The 15,997-nt window shown below is 69.8% G+C and carries 12 protein-coding genes; 6 read left to right on the forward strand and 6 right to left on the reverse strand.

Annotated features, from left to right (window positions below):
* Positions 1 to 98 precede the first annotated feature (98 nt).
* The 3 genes from MWN33_RS13765 (at position 99) to cydB (ending at position 3,576) form a co-directional block, all read left to right on the forward strand.
* Complete coding sequence (locus tag MWN33_RS13765) at positions 99 to 1,019, forward strand: uracil-DNA glycosylase (RefSeq protein ID WP_247201606.1); 921 nt, start codon at positions 99 to 101, stop codon at positions 1,017 to 1,019.
* A gap of 118 nt (positions 1,020 to 1,137) precedes the next feature.
* Positions 1,138 to 2,550, forward strand: a complete 1,413-nt coding sequence (locus tag MWN33_RS13770) for a cytochrome ubiquinol oxidase subunit I (RefSeq protein ID WP_247201607.1) — start codon at positions 1,138 to 1,140, stop codon at positions 2,548 to 2,550.
* A gap of 3 nt (positions 2,551 to 2,553) precedes the next feature.
* Positions 2,554 to 3,576: a cytochrome d ubiquinol oxidase subunit II gene (cydB, locus tag MWN33_RS13775; RefSeq protein WP_281493772.1), complete on the forward strand. Its 1,023-nt coding sequence runs from the start codon at positions 2,554 to 2,556 to the stop codon at positions 3,574 to 3,576.
* A 28-nt stretch (positions 3,577 to 3,604) separates the two neighbouring features.
* Here the strand turns inward: cydB and MWN33_RS13780 are convergent, their stop codons facing one another.
* The 5 genes from MWN33_RS13780 to MWN33_RS13800 form a co-directional block, all read right to left on the reverse strand.
* Complete coding sequence (locus tag MWN33_RS13780; protein WP_247201608.1) at positions 3,605 to 4,264, reverse strand: ribonuclease HII; 660 nt, start codon at positions 4,262 to 4,264, stop codon at positions 3,605 to 3,607.
* Between the two features lie 379 nt (positions 4,265 to 4,643).
* Entirely contained in the window at positions 4,644 to 6,281 is a 1,638-nt protein-coding gene (gene groL / locus MWN33_RS13785; RefSeq protein ID WP_247201609.1) for a chaperonin GroEL, read from the reverse strand.
* Positions 6,282 to 6,327: 46 nt separating this feature from the next.
* Complete coding sequence (gene groES / locus MWN33_RS13790; protein ID WP_152301400.1) at positions 6,328 to 6,624, reverse strand: co-chaperone GroES; 297 nt, start codon at positions 6,622 to 6,624, stop codon at positions 6,328 to 6,330.
* A gap of 273 nt (positions 6,625 to 6,897) precedes the next feature.
* Positions 6,898 to 7,392: a phasin gene (locus tag MWN33_RS13795; RefSeq protein ID WP_247201610.1), complete on the reverse strand. Its 495-nt coding sequence runs from the start codon at positions 7,390 to 7,392 to the stop codon at positions 6,898 to 6,900.
* Between the two features lie 217 nt (positions 7,393 to 7,609).
* On the reverse strand, positions 7,610 to 7,981 hold the full coding sequence (locus MWN33_RS13800; RefSeq protein ID WP_247201611.1) for a phasin family protein: 372 nt from the start codon (positions 7,979 to 7,981) through the stop codon (positions 7,610 to 7,612).
* A 321-nt stretch (positions 7,982 to 8,302) separates the two neighbouring features.
* On the opposite strand from MWN33_RS13800, the gene MWN33_RS13805 reads away from it, so the two are divergent.
* Complete coding sequence (locus MWN33_RS13805; protein ID WP_247201612.1) at positions 8,303 to 10,990, forward strand: PAS domain-containing sensor histidine kinase; 2,688 nt, start codon at positions 8,303 to 8,305, stop codon at positions 10,988 to 10,990.
* Positions 10,991 to 11,038: 48 nt separating this feature from the next.
* Positions 11,039 to 11,491: a YqaA family protein gene (locus MWN33_RS13810; protein ID WP_247201613.1), complete on the forward strand. Its 453-nt coding sequence runs from the start codon at positions 11,039 to 11,041 to the stop codon at positions 11,489 to 11,491.
* A gap of 4 nt (positions 11,492 to 11,495) precedes the next feature.
* On the opposite strand, the gene MWN33_RS13815 is transcribed toward MWN33_RS13810, so the two are convergent.
* The gene (locus MWN33_RS13815; protein ID WP_247201614.1) at positions 11,496 to 13,430 is read right to left on the reverse strand and encodes an AsmA family protein; all 1,935 of its coding nucleotides are present in this window, start codon (positions 13,428 to 13,430) and stop codon (positions 11,496 to 11,498) included.
* A gap of 216 nt (positions 13,431 to 13,646) precedes the next feature.
* Here MWN33_RS13815 and MWN33_RS13820 point away from each other — a divergent pair, with 216 nt between their 5' ends.
* Positions 13,647 to 15,614 carry an acetoacetate--CoA ligase gene (locus MWN33_RS13820; protein ID WP_247201615.1) on the forward strand — a complete coding sequence of 656 codons (1,968 nt, stop codon included), beginning with the start codon at positions 13,647 to 13,649 and terminating at the stop codon, positions 15,612 to 15,614.
* Positions 15,615 to 15,997 lie beyond the last annotated feature (383 nt).

Genomic DNA, 15,997 nt, shown 5'->3' on the forward strand with positions numbered 1-15,997 from the left:
CCGCAACGTGCTGATTGGACTTCTTCCACGCTTGCCCCGACCTGACAACTGCGTCCGCGACGGATAGGATCAGACTTCCGCCGCGAAGAATGCGCCTGATGACCTCGACACTTAGCGACAGCGAATTCGGCGAGCGCGACGCTCTGGCCGACATTCTCGCCTTCCATCTGGAAGCGGGGGTCGACGTCGCGCTGGGCGAGGAACCGGTGGACCGCTTCACTGAGAGCGCCGCCGAGCGCGAGGCGGCCGCCGCCCGCGCCGGGCGCGCGCCCGAGCGCATGGCGGACAGAGCGGCGGCGCCCGCTCCTTCCACCGCCCCGGCGCCGGTGCGCCCGCCTCAGGCCCCCGCCGCCCCCCGCGCGCCTGCCGGCCCGGCCTTGCCCGCCGACGCCCCGCCCCCGCCGGACCTCGCCGCCGTGGAAGCGCGCGAGGCCGCCGCCTCGGCGCCCGATCTCGACACGCTGCGCGCCCTGCTGGAGCGCTTCGACGGCTGTCCGCTCAAGCACACGGCAACGCGCCTCGTCTTCGCCGACGGCAACCCGCAGGCACGGCTGATGCTGGTCGGCGAGGCGCCGGGACGCGACGAGGATATCGAGGGTAAGCCCTTCGTCGGGCGCTCGGGCAAGCTGCTCGACCGCATGCTGGCCGCCATCGGCATCGACCGCACCGGCGCCTACATCGCCAATGTGGTGCCGTGGCGCCCGCCGGGAAACCGCACGCCGACCCCGCAGGAAACCGCCATCTGCCTGCCCTTCATCCGCCGGCAGATCGAGCTCGCCAATCCGGAGGTGCTGGTGTGCCTCGGCGGCCCCTCGGCGCAGACGCTGCTGGGCATACGCGACGGCATCACCAAGGCACGCGGGCGCTGGGTGGAATACGACACCGGCACGCGGGTCATCCCCGCGCTCGCCACCTTCCATCCCGCCTATCTGCTGCGCACGCCGCTCGGCAAGCGCATGGCGTGGCGCGACATGCTCGCCATCGAGGCGAGGCTCGCCCGCCTGCCGCCGCGCGACTGAACAGGCGGGTCCGGCCACTATGTCACATAGGACGAATTGAACGGTTCCATACTGCCGCCGACAGGCTTAACCTGTCCCGTGTCACCCGAAGCGAGCGGTGACAGCAGAGGGGTGCGCGATGGAATTCGACCCTATTCTACTGGCGCGAATCCAGTTCGCCTTTACCGTTTCCTTCCACGTCATCTTTCCGAGCTTCACGATCGGCCTCGCGGCCTATATCGCGACGCTGGAGGTGCTGTGGATCGCCACCGGGCATGAGCGCTACCACCGCATCGCGCGCTTCTTCACCAAGATCTTCGCCGTCTCCTTCGCCATGGGCGTGGTGTCGGGCATCGTGCTGTCCTACCAGTTCGGCACCAACTGGAGCCGCTTCGCCCATGTCGGCGGCAACGTCATCGGCCCGCTGATCGGCTATGAGGTGCTCACCGCCTTCTTCCTGGAGGCGACCTTCCTCGGCATCATGCTGTTCGGCTGGAACCGGGTGCCGCGCGGGCTGCACGTCTTCGCCTGCGTCATGGTGGCGGCCGGCACCTCGCTCTCGGCCTTCTGGATCCTCGCCGCCAACAGCTGGATGCAGACGCCCGCCGGCTACGAGATGATCGACGGCATCGCCCATCCGGCCGACTGGCTCGCCGTCATCTTCAACCCGAGCTTCCCCTACCGCTTCGCCCACATGGTGACGGCCTGCTACCTCACCACCGCCTTCGTGGTGCTGGCGGTGGGCGCGCGCTACGTCTATGCCGGCCGCTTCCCCGAGGACGGGCGCACCATGATGCGCATGGCGATCGGGCTCATCGCCATCCTCGCGCCGCTGCAGGCCTTCATCGGCGATTCGCACGGTCTGAACACGCTGGAGCACCAGCCGGCCAAGATCGCCGCCATCGAGGCGCATTGGGGATCGAGCGACGATATCGGCGGCAGCGTGCCGCTCGTGCTGTTCGCCATCCCCAACGAGGAGACCGAGAGCAACGACTACCAGATCGAGATCCCCTATCTGGGCAGCCTCATCCTCACCCACAGCCTCGACGGCAAGATCAAGGGGCTGAAGGAGTTCGCCCGCGAGGACCGCCCGCCGGTCGCCATCCCCTTCTTCGCCTTCCGCGTCATGGTCGGCCTCGGCCTCCTGATGATCGCGGTCGGCTGGCTCGGCGCGTTCCTTTTGTGGCGGCGCCGGCTGTTCGAGACCGACTGGTATCTCGCCCCGCTCCAGCACATCTGGCCCATCGGCTTCGTCACCATACTGGCGGGCTGGTTCGTCACCGAGGTGGGCCGCCAGCCCTATGTGATCTACGGCATATTGCGCACCGAGGACGCCATCTCGCCGGTCGCCGGCTGGGCGCTCGCCACCTCGCTGGCGCTGTTCGTGCTGGTCTATTGCATCGTGTTCTCGGGCGGCATCTACTACATCAACCGCCTGATCGCGAAGGGGCCGGAGGGTGCCGCGCTGGAGCCGCCCGAGGGCGTGCCGAACCGTCCGCTCGCCTCCGCCCACGAGGCGACGCGCGCCGCCATCAACGCCCGGGAGGAATGAGCCATGGCCGTCACCGCCGGCATGGAATGGTATCTGCCCGTCATCTGGTCGCTGCTGCTCGCCGTCGCCATCGCCATGTATGTGGTGCTGGACGGCTTCGACCTCGGCATGGGCATCCTTTTTCCCTTCGCGGCGAACGACCGCGAGCGCGACCAGATGATGAACTCGGTGGCGCCCTTCTGGGACGGCAACGAGACCTGGCTGGTGCTGGGCGGCGGCGGGCTGCTGGTCGCCTTCCCCCTCGCCTACTCCATCGTGATGCCGGCGCTCTATCTGCCGGTCATCTTCATGCTGCTGGCGCTGGTGTTCCGCGGCGTCGCCTTCGAGTTCCGCCACGTCGCCGACACCAGCCGCTATCTCTGGAGCATCTCGTTCGCCGGCGGCTCGACGCTGGCGGCCTTCTTCCAGGGCGTGCTGCTCGGCGGCTTCGTGCAGGGCATCAAGGTGGAGAACAACGCCTTCGCCGGCGGCCCGCTCGACTGGGCGACGCCCTTCGCGCTGCTGTGCGGCCTCGGCGTCGTCGCCGGCTACGCTCTGATCGGCAGCGTCTGGCTGGTGATGAAGACCGAAGGCGCGGCGGCCGCCGCCGCCCGTGCCCGCGCCCGCGTGCTGCTGCCGGTGGTGCTGGTCTTCATGGCCATCGTCAGCCTGTGGACGCCGCTCGCCTTCCCGCGCATCGCCGAGCGCTGGTTCACCACGCCGAACCTGTTCTATCTGGCTCCGGTGCCGCTGGTGACGCTGGCGCTCGCCTATGGCGTGTGGCGCTGGCTGGAGAAGGGCTACGACAACCTGCCCTTCTTCGGCGTGATCGGCCTGTTCCTGCTCGGCTATGTCGGCATCGGGATATCGATCTTCCCTTACCTCATCCCGCCCTCGCTCACCGTCTGGGAGACGGCGGCGGCGCCGGCGAGCCAGATCTTCATGCTGATCGGCACGGTGTTCCTGCTGCCGGTGATCCTCGGCTACATCTGCTTCGTGTACTGGCTGTTCCGCGGCAAGGTCCGCGAGGGCGAGGGCTACCACTAGCCCCGCCGTCCAACGTTGCCGGCGGGCGCTATTCCGCCGCCGCCAGCCGGGCGCGGATGGGGGCGAAGGAAGTGCGGTGGTGGCGGCAGGTGCCGAGCTGGGCCAGCGCCTGCTGATGCTCGGGCGTTCCGTATCCCATGTGACGCTCGAAGCCGTAGCCGGGATGGGCGGCGCCGAGCGAGGCCATCAGCCGGTCGCGCGTCACCTTGGCGACGATGGAGGCGGCCGCGATCGAGGCGACGAGGCCGTCGCCGCCGATAACAGTGCGCGCCGTGCAGGCGACGGGCGGCGCGTCGTTGCCGTCCACCAGCACGAGGCGGGGCGCGCGCGGCAGCCCGGCCACGGCACGGGCGAGCGCCCAGAGCGTCGCCTGCCGGATGTTGTGGCCGTCGATGCGGGCCGGCGGGGCAAAGGCCAGCGACACCTCCGCCGTGGCGCAGATGATCTCGAACAGTTTCTCGCGCTGCGCCGCCGACAGGCGCTTGGAATCGTCGAGCCCTTCCGGCACCCGCGCCGGATCGAGCACCACGGCGCAGGCGACGACCGGGCCGGCCCACGGACCGCGCCCCACCTCGTCGGCGCCGGCGACGGGAACCTCGCCGGCCGCCCAGGCGGCACGCTCATGCGAAAAATCCGGCAGGCTGCGCGGGGCCGTGTTTCGCGTGCCGGAGTTTGGCGTAACAGCCATTCAAGCGGTTCCCGAGATGCGATTCGGCGCCTCGACCGGCACCGGCCGGCAAGATGCCGCCCCGCCCGGCCCGGCGCAACCGCCGCCGCGCGTCGCTGTGGACGGCGGCGGGGATACGTCCGCCGTCATGGCCGGGTTTGTCCCGGCCATCCACGCCTTCCCTGCGGCCGCCGAAAATCGTGGATCCCCGGGTCAAGCCCGGGTACGGCGGTTGGCAAGTTCAAAAGCAAAGGGCGCGGCTTTCGCCGCGCCCTTGCCTGTCTTCATCATCTCTGCCGGAAGCAGGAACGGATGGACTTCCTCAGAAGTCCATGCCGCCACCCGAAGCCGGGCCTGCCCGGCTTCGGCACTCAGCAACCGCAGGGGCGGATGGACTTCCTCAGAAGTCCATGCCGCCCATGCCGCCACCCGGCATGGCGGGGGCGGACGAGGCGGGCTTCGGCAGGTCGGCGATCATCGCTTCGGTAGTGATCAGCAGGCCGGCGATGGAGGCGGCATCCTGCAGGGCGGTGCGCACAACCTTGGCCGGGTCGACGATGCCGGTGGCGATCATGTCGACGAACTGCTCGGTCTGGGCGTTGAAGCCGAAGTTCTGGTCCTTCGACTCCAGCACCTTGCCGACCACGATCGAACCCTCGACGCCCGAGTTCTCGGAGATCTGGCGGATCGGGGCCTCAAGCGCGCGCAGCACGATCTTGATGCCGGCCTGGATGTCCGGGTTGTCGGAGGTGAGCTTCTCGACCGCCTTCTTGGCGCGCAGCAGGGCGATGCCGCCGCCGGGGACGATGCCTTCCTGCACGGCCGCGCGGGTGGCGTTGAGGGCGTCGTCGATGCGGTCCTTCTTCTCCTTGACCTCAACCTCGGTCGCGCCGCCGACGCGGATCACCGCGACGCCGCCGGCGAGCTTGGCCAGGCGCTCCTGCAGCTTCTCGCGGTCGTAGTCCGAGGTGGTCTCCTCGATCTGCGCCTTGATCTGCGCCACGCGGCCTTCGATGTCCTTCTTCTTGCCGACGCCGTCGACAATCGTGGTCTTTTCCTTCTCGATGATCACCTTCTTGGCGCGGCCGAGCATGGCGAGCGAGACGCTCTCCAGCTTGATGCCGAGCTCTTCGGAGATCACCTGGCCGCCGGTGAGGATGGCGATGTCTTCGAGCATCGCCTTGCGGCGGTCGCCGAAGCCGGGAGCCTTCACCGCCGCGACCTTCAGGCCGCCGCGCAGCTTGTTGACGACGAGCGTGGCCAGAGCCTCGCCCTCGACGTCCTCGGCGACGATCACCAGCGGCTTGCCGGACTGAACGACGGCTTCGAGGACCGGCAGGATCGCCTGCAGGCCGGAGAGCTTCTTGTCGAAGATGAGCAGGTAGGGATCTTCCAGATCCACCGTCATCTTCTCGGGGTTGGTGACGAAATAGGGGGAGAGGTAGCCACGGTCGAACTGCATGCCTTCGACCACGTCGAGCTCGGTCTCGGCGGTCTTGGCTTCCTCGACGGTGATTACGCCCTCATTGCCCACGCGCTGCATGGCGCCGGCGATCATCTCGCCGATGGACGCGTCGCCATTGGCGGAGATGGTGCCGACCTGCGCCACCTCGTCGGAGTTCTTCACCTTCTTGGCGCGCTTCTCGATGTCCTTGATCGCCTCGATCACGGCCAGGTCGACGCCGCGCTTGAGGTCCATCGGGTTCATGCCGGCGGCGACGAACTTGGCGCCTTCGCGGACGATCGCCTGGGCCAGCACGGTGGCGGTGGTGGTGCCGTCACCGGCGAGGTCGTTGGTCTTCGAGGCCACTTCGCGCACCATCTGGGCGCCCATGTTCTCGAACTTGTCCTCGAGCTCGATCTCCTTGGCGACGGTGACGCCGTCCTTGGTGATGCGCGGAGCGCCGAAGCTCTTGTCGATCACGACGTTGCGGCCCTTCGGGCCGAGCGTGACCTTCACCGCGTTGGCGAGGATGTCGACGCCGCGCAGCATCCGATCACGCGCGTCACCACCGAATTTTACGTCCTTGGCAGCCATCTGGCCTACTCCTGAATTCTGTTGCGTCCGGGTCGGTTCGGCCAGATCAGCCGACGATGCCGAGAACGTCGGATTCCTTCATGATCAGAACGTCCTGACCGTCGATCTTGACCTCGGTGCCCGACCACTTGCCGAACAGCACCTTGTCGCCGGCCTTCACGTCGAGCGGCACCAGCTTGCCGGCCTCGTCACGCGCGCCGGGGCCGACGGCCACGACTTCGCCCTGCGAGGGCTTTTCCTTGGCGCTGTCGGGGATGATGATGCCGCCCGCAGTCTTCTCCTCGGCATCGAGGCGCTTCACCACGATGCGGTCGTGCAGGGGGCGGAACTTCAGCTTGGCCATCGGTAGATCCTCGGTCTTCGTGTCGCGCGCCGCGTGGCGCTGGGAGAGCAGCGATTAGCTGGGCAGGTTATTAGCACTCTTCGAAAACGAGTGCCAATCGCGGCGGAGATAGGCAGGCGGCCGGAGGGTGTCAAGCGCCGGCGGGCGAACAAAAAGGCGGCGTGGCGCCGGGTCGCGGCGGCATCTGCCGGGCGCTCGCGAGAGGCTCACCGCACACGAAAAGACCCGGCCCGCGCAGGCGGACCGGGTCTCGGCATTACGATGGAAAGGCGCTCAGGAGGCCTTCTTGATGGACTTCTCGACCGAGGCCTTGATCGGCTCGGCGGTGTCGGTGGCAACCTTCTGGGCCAGCGTCGACAGTTCCTTGGCCTGGGCCGAGAGAACGTCGAACTGCTTGCGCAGGTGGCCGGTCGAGATCTCGACCGCTTCCGACACGCTCTTGGAACCCAGCAGCAGGCCCATATAGTCGAAGGCCGCGTTCACATTGGTGCGCAGCGACTCGAGCGCCACGGCGTTGTACTCGGCCACGCCCTTGGTGGCGGTGGAATAGGTGTCTTCGAGGAGGTCGGTGGTCTCCTCGGCGCTGGACTTCATCTTCTCATAGGCTTCGCGCGCGCTCTGCACGCTCTTCTCCGCCATCTCGCGCATGACGGCCGGCACTTCGAGATTGGCCGGAATGTCGAGCTTGGGCATCGCCGCCTCGAAAGCGGACGTCGCCGCCTTGGCGACCTTCTTGGTGGACGCAGTGACCGGGGTGGCCTCAACCATGGGTTTCTCCTCACGTTCGCGGCGACTACGGAAAGGCACCGACCGCTTCCGCGCGCGCGATCGTGCCCGACCGGCAGACCCGGCTCCGAACGAAGAGCCGCAGGCTGTCCTGATCTCGTCTGCCTTAATTGTGCATTGCAATATCATATTGCAATGCACAATCAACCCGTCTGCGGGATTTTTTCGCGCAAAGGACGCCAGAAACCGTCAGGTGGAGCTACTTGGCTTTGCCGAGCCCCGCCGCCGCCCCGGCATGCTCGCCCAGAACCTTGGTCTGCTCGGTGAGGCGGGCCGCCTGCTCCTGCACGTAGTCGGCATGGAGGCGCGCCCATTCGTCCACCGTCGTCGCCCTGGCGAGGCGGGAGGCGAAATCGAAGCCCGCAGCGATGTTGGCTTCGGCGAAGTCCAGCGTGGTGCGGCCCATGTCGCGCGCATTGTCATGCGCGGCGTCGAACTGCTTGCCCGCATCGTCGAGCGCCTTGTGCGCGGCGTCGATGAAGCCGTCTATGGCGGCGCGGGCCTGGTCGACCCCCTGTTCCGCGATGGTGCGCAGTTCCGGGGGAATGTCGAGCTTCGGATCATCGGCCATGTCGCAGACTCCGTCCCTTGGGTGAACGTCGATCCTAGCCACCGCCCGCGCGGGGAACATCGGGGCACATGCCTACAACCAAAGTAGTAGGTGCGGTGCAAAAGGCAACCGGAAAAGTGCGCATGCCCTCTCCCCTCGGTTGCAAGTGATTAACCGGGATCGGTGGCAACCGGTTAACCGGAAAACGTGAAGCTGCCACGACAGGGCCGGGTTCGCGTGGCACGCGGGGCCGGCCGGCACTATTGTTACGTTCCGGCGGCGGGCCTTCTCTGCCTGCCGCTCCGTCCGGCGAGGTGCCGGCGGCTTCACTTCTGGCGGGTCATGAACACTCCGACGGACGGTTTCGGCAACGCGGCGATCGACGCCCTACGTGCCCAGGCGGCCACCGCCCTGGCGGCAGCGCCGGCGGCCGTGCTCGTCCATGCCGACGGCACCGTCCTTGCCGCCAATGCGGGCGGCCGCGCCGCTCTCGACAACGCGCTCGCCGCCGCCCTCGCCGCCCGCCTCGCCCCCGGCCTGCGCCCGGACCGGCCGGCGCGGCTGGAGCGCGTGCGCCTGCCCGGCCGGCTGACGCCCGCCACCTTCGCCTGCTCGCTGCTCGCCTCCGGCCCCGCGCGCGCCGTCCTGCTGGTCGGCCTGGACCTCGCCCCGGCCACCGCCGTGGAACCGGCGCCGGCCGCGCCCGCCGCCCCGCGCGGAGAAACCCCGCCCGCGCCCGCCAATATCCGCTTCACCTGGCGCACCGGGCTCGACGCCCGGCTGTCCGCCATCGACCCGCGCCTTGCCGCCGCGCTCGGCCGCGCGCCCGAGGAGATCGCCGGCCTCGACTGGCGCACGCTCGGCGCGCATGGCGCCCACCGCGCCGTGCTCGAGGGGCTGAGCTTCAACCACCTGCCCGTGCTGCTCGCCACCGCGCAGGGCGACGCGCTCGACGTCGAGCTCGGCGGGGCGCCCATACGCGGCGAGGGCATGCGCGGCTTCGGCATCGTGAAGGGCCGGCGCGCCGCTGCCGCCGTTCCGCCGACCGAGCCCGCCGCGCCGCCCTCCTCTTCCTCCGCCCTGCCGCCCGCCGCCCCGCGCCCACCGCAGCCCGAATCCGCCCCTCCCGCCGCTAGCCCGGAGACGCCGCCGGTGCGGGTGACGCTCAGCATCGTGCCCTCGGCACCCAATGTGGTGCCGCTGCGCGGGCCCGCGAGCCCGACCAACGGCCATGGCGACGCCCGCGCCGATGGCGTGCGCGCCTCGTGGGAGGGCCTGTCGACTGGCGAGCGCAACGCCTTCCGCGAGATCGCCCGTGCCCTCGGCGCGCGTCTGGAGGGCGTCGACGACTTTTCCGAGCCGTCCACGCTGCCGTCCGCTCCCCCTTCCGCCGAGCCGCCCGCCGCCGCGCCGGAAATCCCTGCCGCGTCCGATCTGCCGCCGCCCCCGGCCCAGCTTGCGCCGCCGCCCGCGCCCCTCGCCGTCGAGCCTCCCGCCCTCCGCCCCTCCCCGGTCCCTGCCGGGCCGGACGGCTTCCAGCGCCTGCTGGCGGAAGGCGAGCGCCCGGTGCTCGACCGGCTGCCGCTCGGCCTTGTCGCCTTCCGTGGCGACCGCCTGCTCTACGCCAATCGCGCCCTGCTGGACTGGACCGGCTATCCCGACGTCGCCGTGATGGAGGATGCCGGCGGGCTCGCCGCCCTGTTCGGCGCCGGCGGCGCGGACGAGGCGGACGGCCGCGCGCTCACCATCTTCGACGCCGCCGGCGCGCCCATCGCCGTCGAGGCGCGGCTCATGTCGGCGCCGTGGGACGGCGGCACCGCCATGCTCTATGTGCTCCACCGCACCTCCGGCGGCGCCGACGAGCGGCTGCGCGAGAACCTGCGCACCGCCGAGCTGGCGTTGCGCGAGGCGGAGAGCTCCGGGCGCGAACTGCGCGCCATTCTCGACACGGCGACCGACGGCGTGGTGCTGCTCGACGCCGCCGGCGCCATCCTCAGCATGAACCATCCGGCCGAGGCGCTGTTCGGCTTCAATGCCGCCGACGTGCAGGGCGAGGCCTTCACCCTGCTGCTGGCGCCCGAGAGCCACCGCGCCGCCGTCGACTATCTCGACGGCCTCGCCTCCAACGGCGTGGCGAGCGTGCTCAATGACGGACGCGAGGTGATCGGCCGCGTGCGCGAGGGCGGGCTGATTCCGCTCTTCATGACCATGGGCCGCATCGGCGAGGACCCCAGCAAGTTCTGCGCCGTGCTGCGCGACATCACCCAATGGAAGCGCGCCGAGGAAGAGCTGACCGACGCCAAGCGCCTCGCCGAGCGCGCCAACCTCGCCAAGTCCGACTTCCTCGCCAAGATCAGCCACGAGATCCGCACCCCGCTCAACGCCATCATCGGCTTCTCCGAGGTGATGATGGAGGAGCGCTTCGGCGCCATCGAGAACCAGCGCTACCGCGACTATCTGCGCGACATCCACGCCTCGGGCGAACACCTCATCTCGCTGATCAACGATCTGCTGGACCTCTCCAAGATCGAGGCCGGCAAGCTCGACCTCGCCTTTACCAGCGTGCCGCTCAACGAGATCGTGCAGCAGTGCATGGGCATCATGCAGCCGCAGGCGAACCGCGAGCGCATCATCATCCGCTCCTCGCTCGCCACCGACCTGCCCCCCGTGGTGGCCGATGCGCGCTCGATCCGCCAGATCGTGCTGAACCTCGTCTCCAACTCGATCAAGTTCACCCATCCCGGCGGACAGGTCATCGTCTCGACCACACTGACCGAGGAGGGCGAGGTGGTGATGCGGGTGCGCGACACCGGGGTGGGCATGTCGGAATCCGACATCGCCATCGCCATGGAGCCGTTCCGCCAGATCGCCACCTCCGGCCGCGCCGGCTCGGGCGGCACGGGTCTTGGCCTGCCGCTGACCAAGGCGCTGGCGGAAGCCAACCGCGCCGCCTTCAACATCCGCAGCGCGGTGGATGTCGGCACCATCGTGGAGATCACCTTCCCCTCGACCCGCGTGCTGGCGGAGTGAGCGGGTCCTTGCTGGCGCCGGCGGGCGGCTAGAGGGCGGCCCCGCGCGATGATCGACGCCATCCTTGTGGACGCGGCCGCCTACGCCGGCCTGTTCGTCGCCGCGCTGGCAGCCGCCACCATCCTGCCCATGCAGTCGGAAGCCGCGCTGGTGGCGCTGGTGCTCGCCGGGGCGCAGCCGCCCTGGGCGCTGGTCATGGTGGCGAGCGTGGGCAACGTGCTGGGCTCGGTGATCAACTGGGCGCTCGGGCGCGGTATCGAGCGGCTGCGGCACCATCGCTGGTTTCCCGCCAGCGAGGCGGCGCTGGAGCGCGCGCAGGGCTGGTATCGCCGCTACGGAAAATGGTCGCTGCTGCTGAGCTGGATGCCGCTGATCGGCGACCCGCTCACCGTGGTCGCCGGCGTGCTGCGCGAGCCGCTCGGTGTGTTCCTGCTGCTGGTGACGGTGGCCAAGGTCGGGCGCTACCTCGTCCTCGCCTGGCTCACCCTCGCGCTGGCGTGAAGCGTCAGGGCAGCGGGTCGACGACGCCCATCGCCCCCGGCCCGCCGAAGAGCGGGCGGGCGGCGCCGGAGCGGCGGATCAGCGCCTGCGGGTCCGGCAGCACGATGGGCCGGTCCCAGTCGCCGCGCACGATGAAGGGAAGCTCGAAGGCGATGGGCACGACCGCCGCCTCGCCATTGCCCGCCGACGCGGCGGTGGCGGTAGGGGCCGCAGCCGCATTCGCGGGAGGCGACGCTGCCTTGCCGGAGGCCGTACCCGAGGCCGCGCCCGAGCCCGAGCTTGCCCGGCCGGCCTCGGCCGGGCCGCTGCCGACAAGCTGCGCGGTGCCGGCGAAGTCGAGGTCGCGCTGGGCGATGGAGCTCTCGCCGGCCAGCGCGATGCGCAGCTTGCTGCTTTGCAGGTCGATGCGGTCGAGCTTGGCGATGCCGCCGCTGATGCTGGCATCGACCACGATGCTGTCATAGGGCGTACGCCCGCCGCGCAGGTCGCCCCCGCCCGAAAGCGGGCGCTTCTCCAGCCGCGCGAGAATGCGCCCGACATCGATGCCGACCAGCGCCCCCTTCTCGCCCGTCAGGGTGAAGGCGCCGCCCAAATTCTGCACGATCTCCATGACGCTGGCCCCCGCGCCGCCGGCGGAGAGGCGGAACGAGCCGGTGCCCTCCAGCCGCTGCACGCGGAACAGTTCGCCCAGCGCCTGCGCCAGCGCCACGTCGTCGGCGGACAGGTCGACCCGCACCTCGGCGCCGGTGTCGAGCGGGGCGACGTGCAGCGCCGCGCGGAACACCCCGCCCCAGGCTTCCGCCTCGCCGATGGCGAGAGAGAGCTTGCCGCCCTTGACGGTGGCGCTGGCGGCCATGCCGCGGAAGCTGGCGTCGCCCGCCAGCACCTGGGTAGCGGAAAGGCGCAGGTCCACATCCATGGAGCGGGTGCGGTCGAGGTCGATGGCGTCGCGGCTCCACATGCCGCCCTGCACGCCGGCAAGCGCGAGCTGGCCATAGGGCGACAGGTCGAGTTGCTCGCTGGCGAGCGAGCCCTGCAATATGGCGCGGCTGCCGTCGACGCGCAGGTTGAAGCCGCCGACCCCGGAATTGCCGTCGAGGTCGATGCGGGCATCGTTCAGCACCACGCCCTGCGCCGACACCAGCGCGGCGCCGCGCAGCCGGAACGGGCCGAAGCCCTGCTCGGTCGGAGGCTCGACGTCGAGCCATTCCAGCGCCTCGCGCAGCTTGCGCGAGGACACCGACAGCGCGCCGTTGACGACCGGCCCGCCGGCCAGCCGCATGCCGCCCTCGAAGGCGAGGTCCGCAGGCACGCCGGACAGGGAGAGCCGCAGCCCTCCCGCGCCGCCCGCCGCCAGCGCGGCGAGGCCCGACACGTTAAGATCGACGTCCAGCGGCTCCCCGCGCCACACCGCGCGCCCCGCGACCGTCGCGTCGCGCCCGCCGCGCCAGGCGATGCGCACATCGGCCTGCGGGATGACTGTCTCGTCGCCGCCCTGCCGCGCGACGCGCACGCTGCCGCTGCGGACGTAGATCTCCGCCTCCGAGCCCGCGGCGCCGAGGCCGGTGACGAGCGCACTCACGGCGTCGAGGCCGTCGCCGGGCTCGTTCAGCGTGACGTCGGCGCCGGTCAGTTCGATATGGTCGGCGCTCAGCGTGCCGGCGAGCAGCGGCAGCAGGTCCAGCACCACCCGGGCCGCACCGATCTCGACGCGCCCGCGCGGCTCGTCGATGGCCACGCGCTCGACCTCGATGGACGGCCAGGGCAGCACGGCGAAACTCACCGGACCCTCGATCACCGGCGTGCGACCGGCCTTGGCCTCGACCAGCGCCACGATCTCGCCGCGCAGCCGCTCCTCGGAGGCGAGCTTGGGCGCGAGGACGCCGGCGGCCAGCGCCGCCGCCACCGGCAGGATCAGGAACGGAACGTATTTCTTCATCAGGTCGAGCGCCTCTGGACCCTCGCTACAGCATCGGGGCGAAACCGCGCAAGCACAGGTCGCACCGCGGTCGTGGATCCGGTTGAAAGCGGGCGCAACATGTTGTGCGTCTGTGTCTGTTTGATGGCCTGACAGACGCGCGGCCGAACGCTATGACTGGCAGTCGAGGGAGCCGCGATCCGGCGAGCGGCGCGGCGGATGAAGAGGACGAAAAGCATGAGCGCGACGGGGCAGGAACCGCTTTGGACGCCGAGCCCGGAACGGGTCGCGGCCACGCAGCTTTCCGCCTTCATCGGCGCGGTCAATGCCCGCCGCGGCACCTCCCTCGCCGGCTATCGCGCGCTGCACCGCTGGTCGATCGAGAATCCCGCCGATTTCTGGGAGGAAATCTGGGATCTGGGCGAGGTGATCGGCGAGAAGCCGGGGCCGCTGCTGGTCGACGGCGCGCGCATGCCCGGCGCGCAGTTCTTCCCCGAAGCGCGCCTCAACTACGCCGAGAACCTGCTGCGCCCGCGCGCGCGCGCCGACATCGCGGTGATCTTTCGCGGCGAGGACAAGGTCGAGCGGCACGTCACCTTCGGCGAACTGAGCGATCTCGTCTCGCGTCTCCAGCAGGCGCTGCGCGCGGCGGGCGTGACGGCGGGCGACCGGGTGGCTGCGACGCTGCCCAACATGCCCGAGACCATCGCCATCATGCTGGCGGCGACCTCGCTGGGCGCCATCTTCTCCTCCTGCTCGCCCGATTTCGGCGAGCGCGGCATTCTCGACCGCTTCGGCCAGATCGCGCCCAAGGTCTACTTCGCCTGCGACGGCTACTGGTACAACGGCAAGCGCGTCTCCATCGCCGACAAGCTGGCCCATGTGGTGCCGCAGCTTCCCGGCCTCGCGCGGGCGGTCATCGTGCCCTATCTCGACGAGGCGGAAGCGGTCGTCGCCCGCCTTCCGAACGGCGCCTCGCTCGACGCCTTCATCGCGCCCTTCGCGCCGGCGCCGCTCACCTTCGAGCGGCTGCCTTTCAACCATCCGGCGTTCATCCTGTTCTCCTCGGGCACCACGGGCGTGCCCAAATGCATCGTGCACGGGGCCGGCGGCACGCTGCTCCAGCACATCAAGGAGCACCGGCTGCATTGCGATCTCGCGCCGGGCGAGCGGCTGTTCTACTTCACCACCTGCGGCTGGATGATGTGGAACTGGCTCGTCACCGGCCTCGCCAGCGGCCTGACCCTGTGCCTGTTCGACGGCTCGCCCTTCGCGCCGACGCCCTCGGTGCTGTTCGACTATGCGGAGAAGGAGCGGTTCGCGCTGTTCGGCACCTCCGCGAAATACATCGACTCGCTCCGCAAGGAAGGCGTGCGTCCGGGCGAGACGCACGACCTCTCGGCGCTGAAGGCGCTCACCTCCACCGGCTCGCCGCTGGCGCCGGAAAGCTTCGCCTATGTCTATGAGGGCATAAAGTCGGACCTTCACCTCGCCTCGATCTCGGGCGGCACGGACATCGTCTCCTGCTTCGTGCTCGGCGACCCGACCGCCCCCGTCTACAAGGGCGAGATACAGGCGCCAGGCCTCGGCATGGCGGTCGAGGTGTGGTCGGACGAGGGCAAGGCCGTTACCGGAGAGCGCGGCGAGCTGGTCTGCACCCGTCCCTTCCCCTGCATGCCGGTGCAGTTCTGGAACGACCCGGAGGGCGCCAAGTACCATGCCGCCTATTTCGAGCGCTTCGACAATGTGTGGTGCCACGGCGACTTCGCCGAATGGACCGAGCATGGCGGCATCGTCATCCACGGCCGATCCGACGCGACGCTGAACCCGCAGGGCGTGCGCATCGGCACCGCCGAGATTTACGCGCAGGCCGAGCAGGTGCCGGAAATCCTCGAAGCCATCGCCATCGGGCAGGAATGGGACAATGACGTGCGCGTCGTGCTGTTCGTGCGGCTGAAGGAGGGCGCGGCGCTCGACGCCGATCTCGACAGGCGCATCAAGACGCAGATTCGTACCGGCGCCAGCCCGCGCCACGTGCCGGCGAAGATCATCGCCGTGACGGATATCCCGCGCACCCGCTCGGGCAAGATCACCGAGCTCGCCGTGCGCGAGGTGGTGCATGGTCGGCCGGTGAAGAACACCGAGGCGCTGGCCAACCCGGAATCGCTGGAACTCTACCGCGACCTGCCGGAACTGGCGGTGTGAGGGGCGGCCGCCCCCAGACCATACACCGTCGTCCCCGGACTTGATCCGGGGATCCACGACTTGGGCCCGAAAGCCCCCGGCATGGGAAAGACGTGGATGGCCGAGTCAAGCCCGGCCATGACGGTGTTGCAGCCGCCCGAACACCGTCATCCCGGCCGGAGCGTAGCGAAGAGCCGGGATCGCTCGCCATTCGGGGAACGATCCCGGACCGGCCTCCGGCCGTCCGGGATGACGGATCGACCACCGCCCCGATGAAGCACCGCCAATCCCACGAACACCGTCATCTCCGGGCCTGACCCGGGGATCCACGACTTCGGCCCGAAAGCCCCCGGCATGGGAAAGACGTGGATGGCCGGGTCAAGCCCGGCCATGACGGTGTTGCA

Source organism: Ancylobacter koreensis, assembly GCF_023016525.1.
GTDB lineage: Bacteria > Pseudomonadota > Alphaproteobacteria > Rhizobiales > Xanthobacteraceae > Ancylobacter > Ancylobacter koreensis.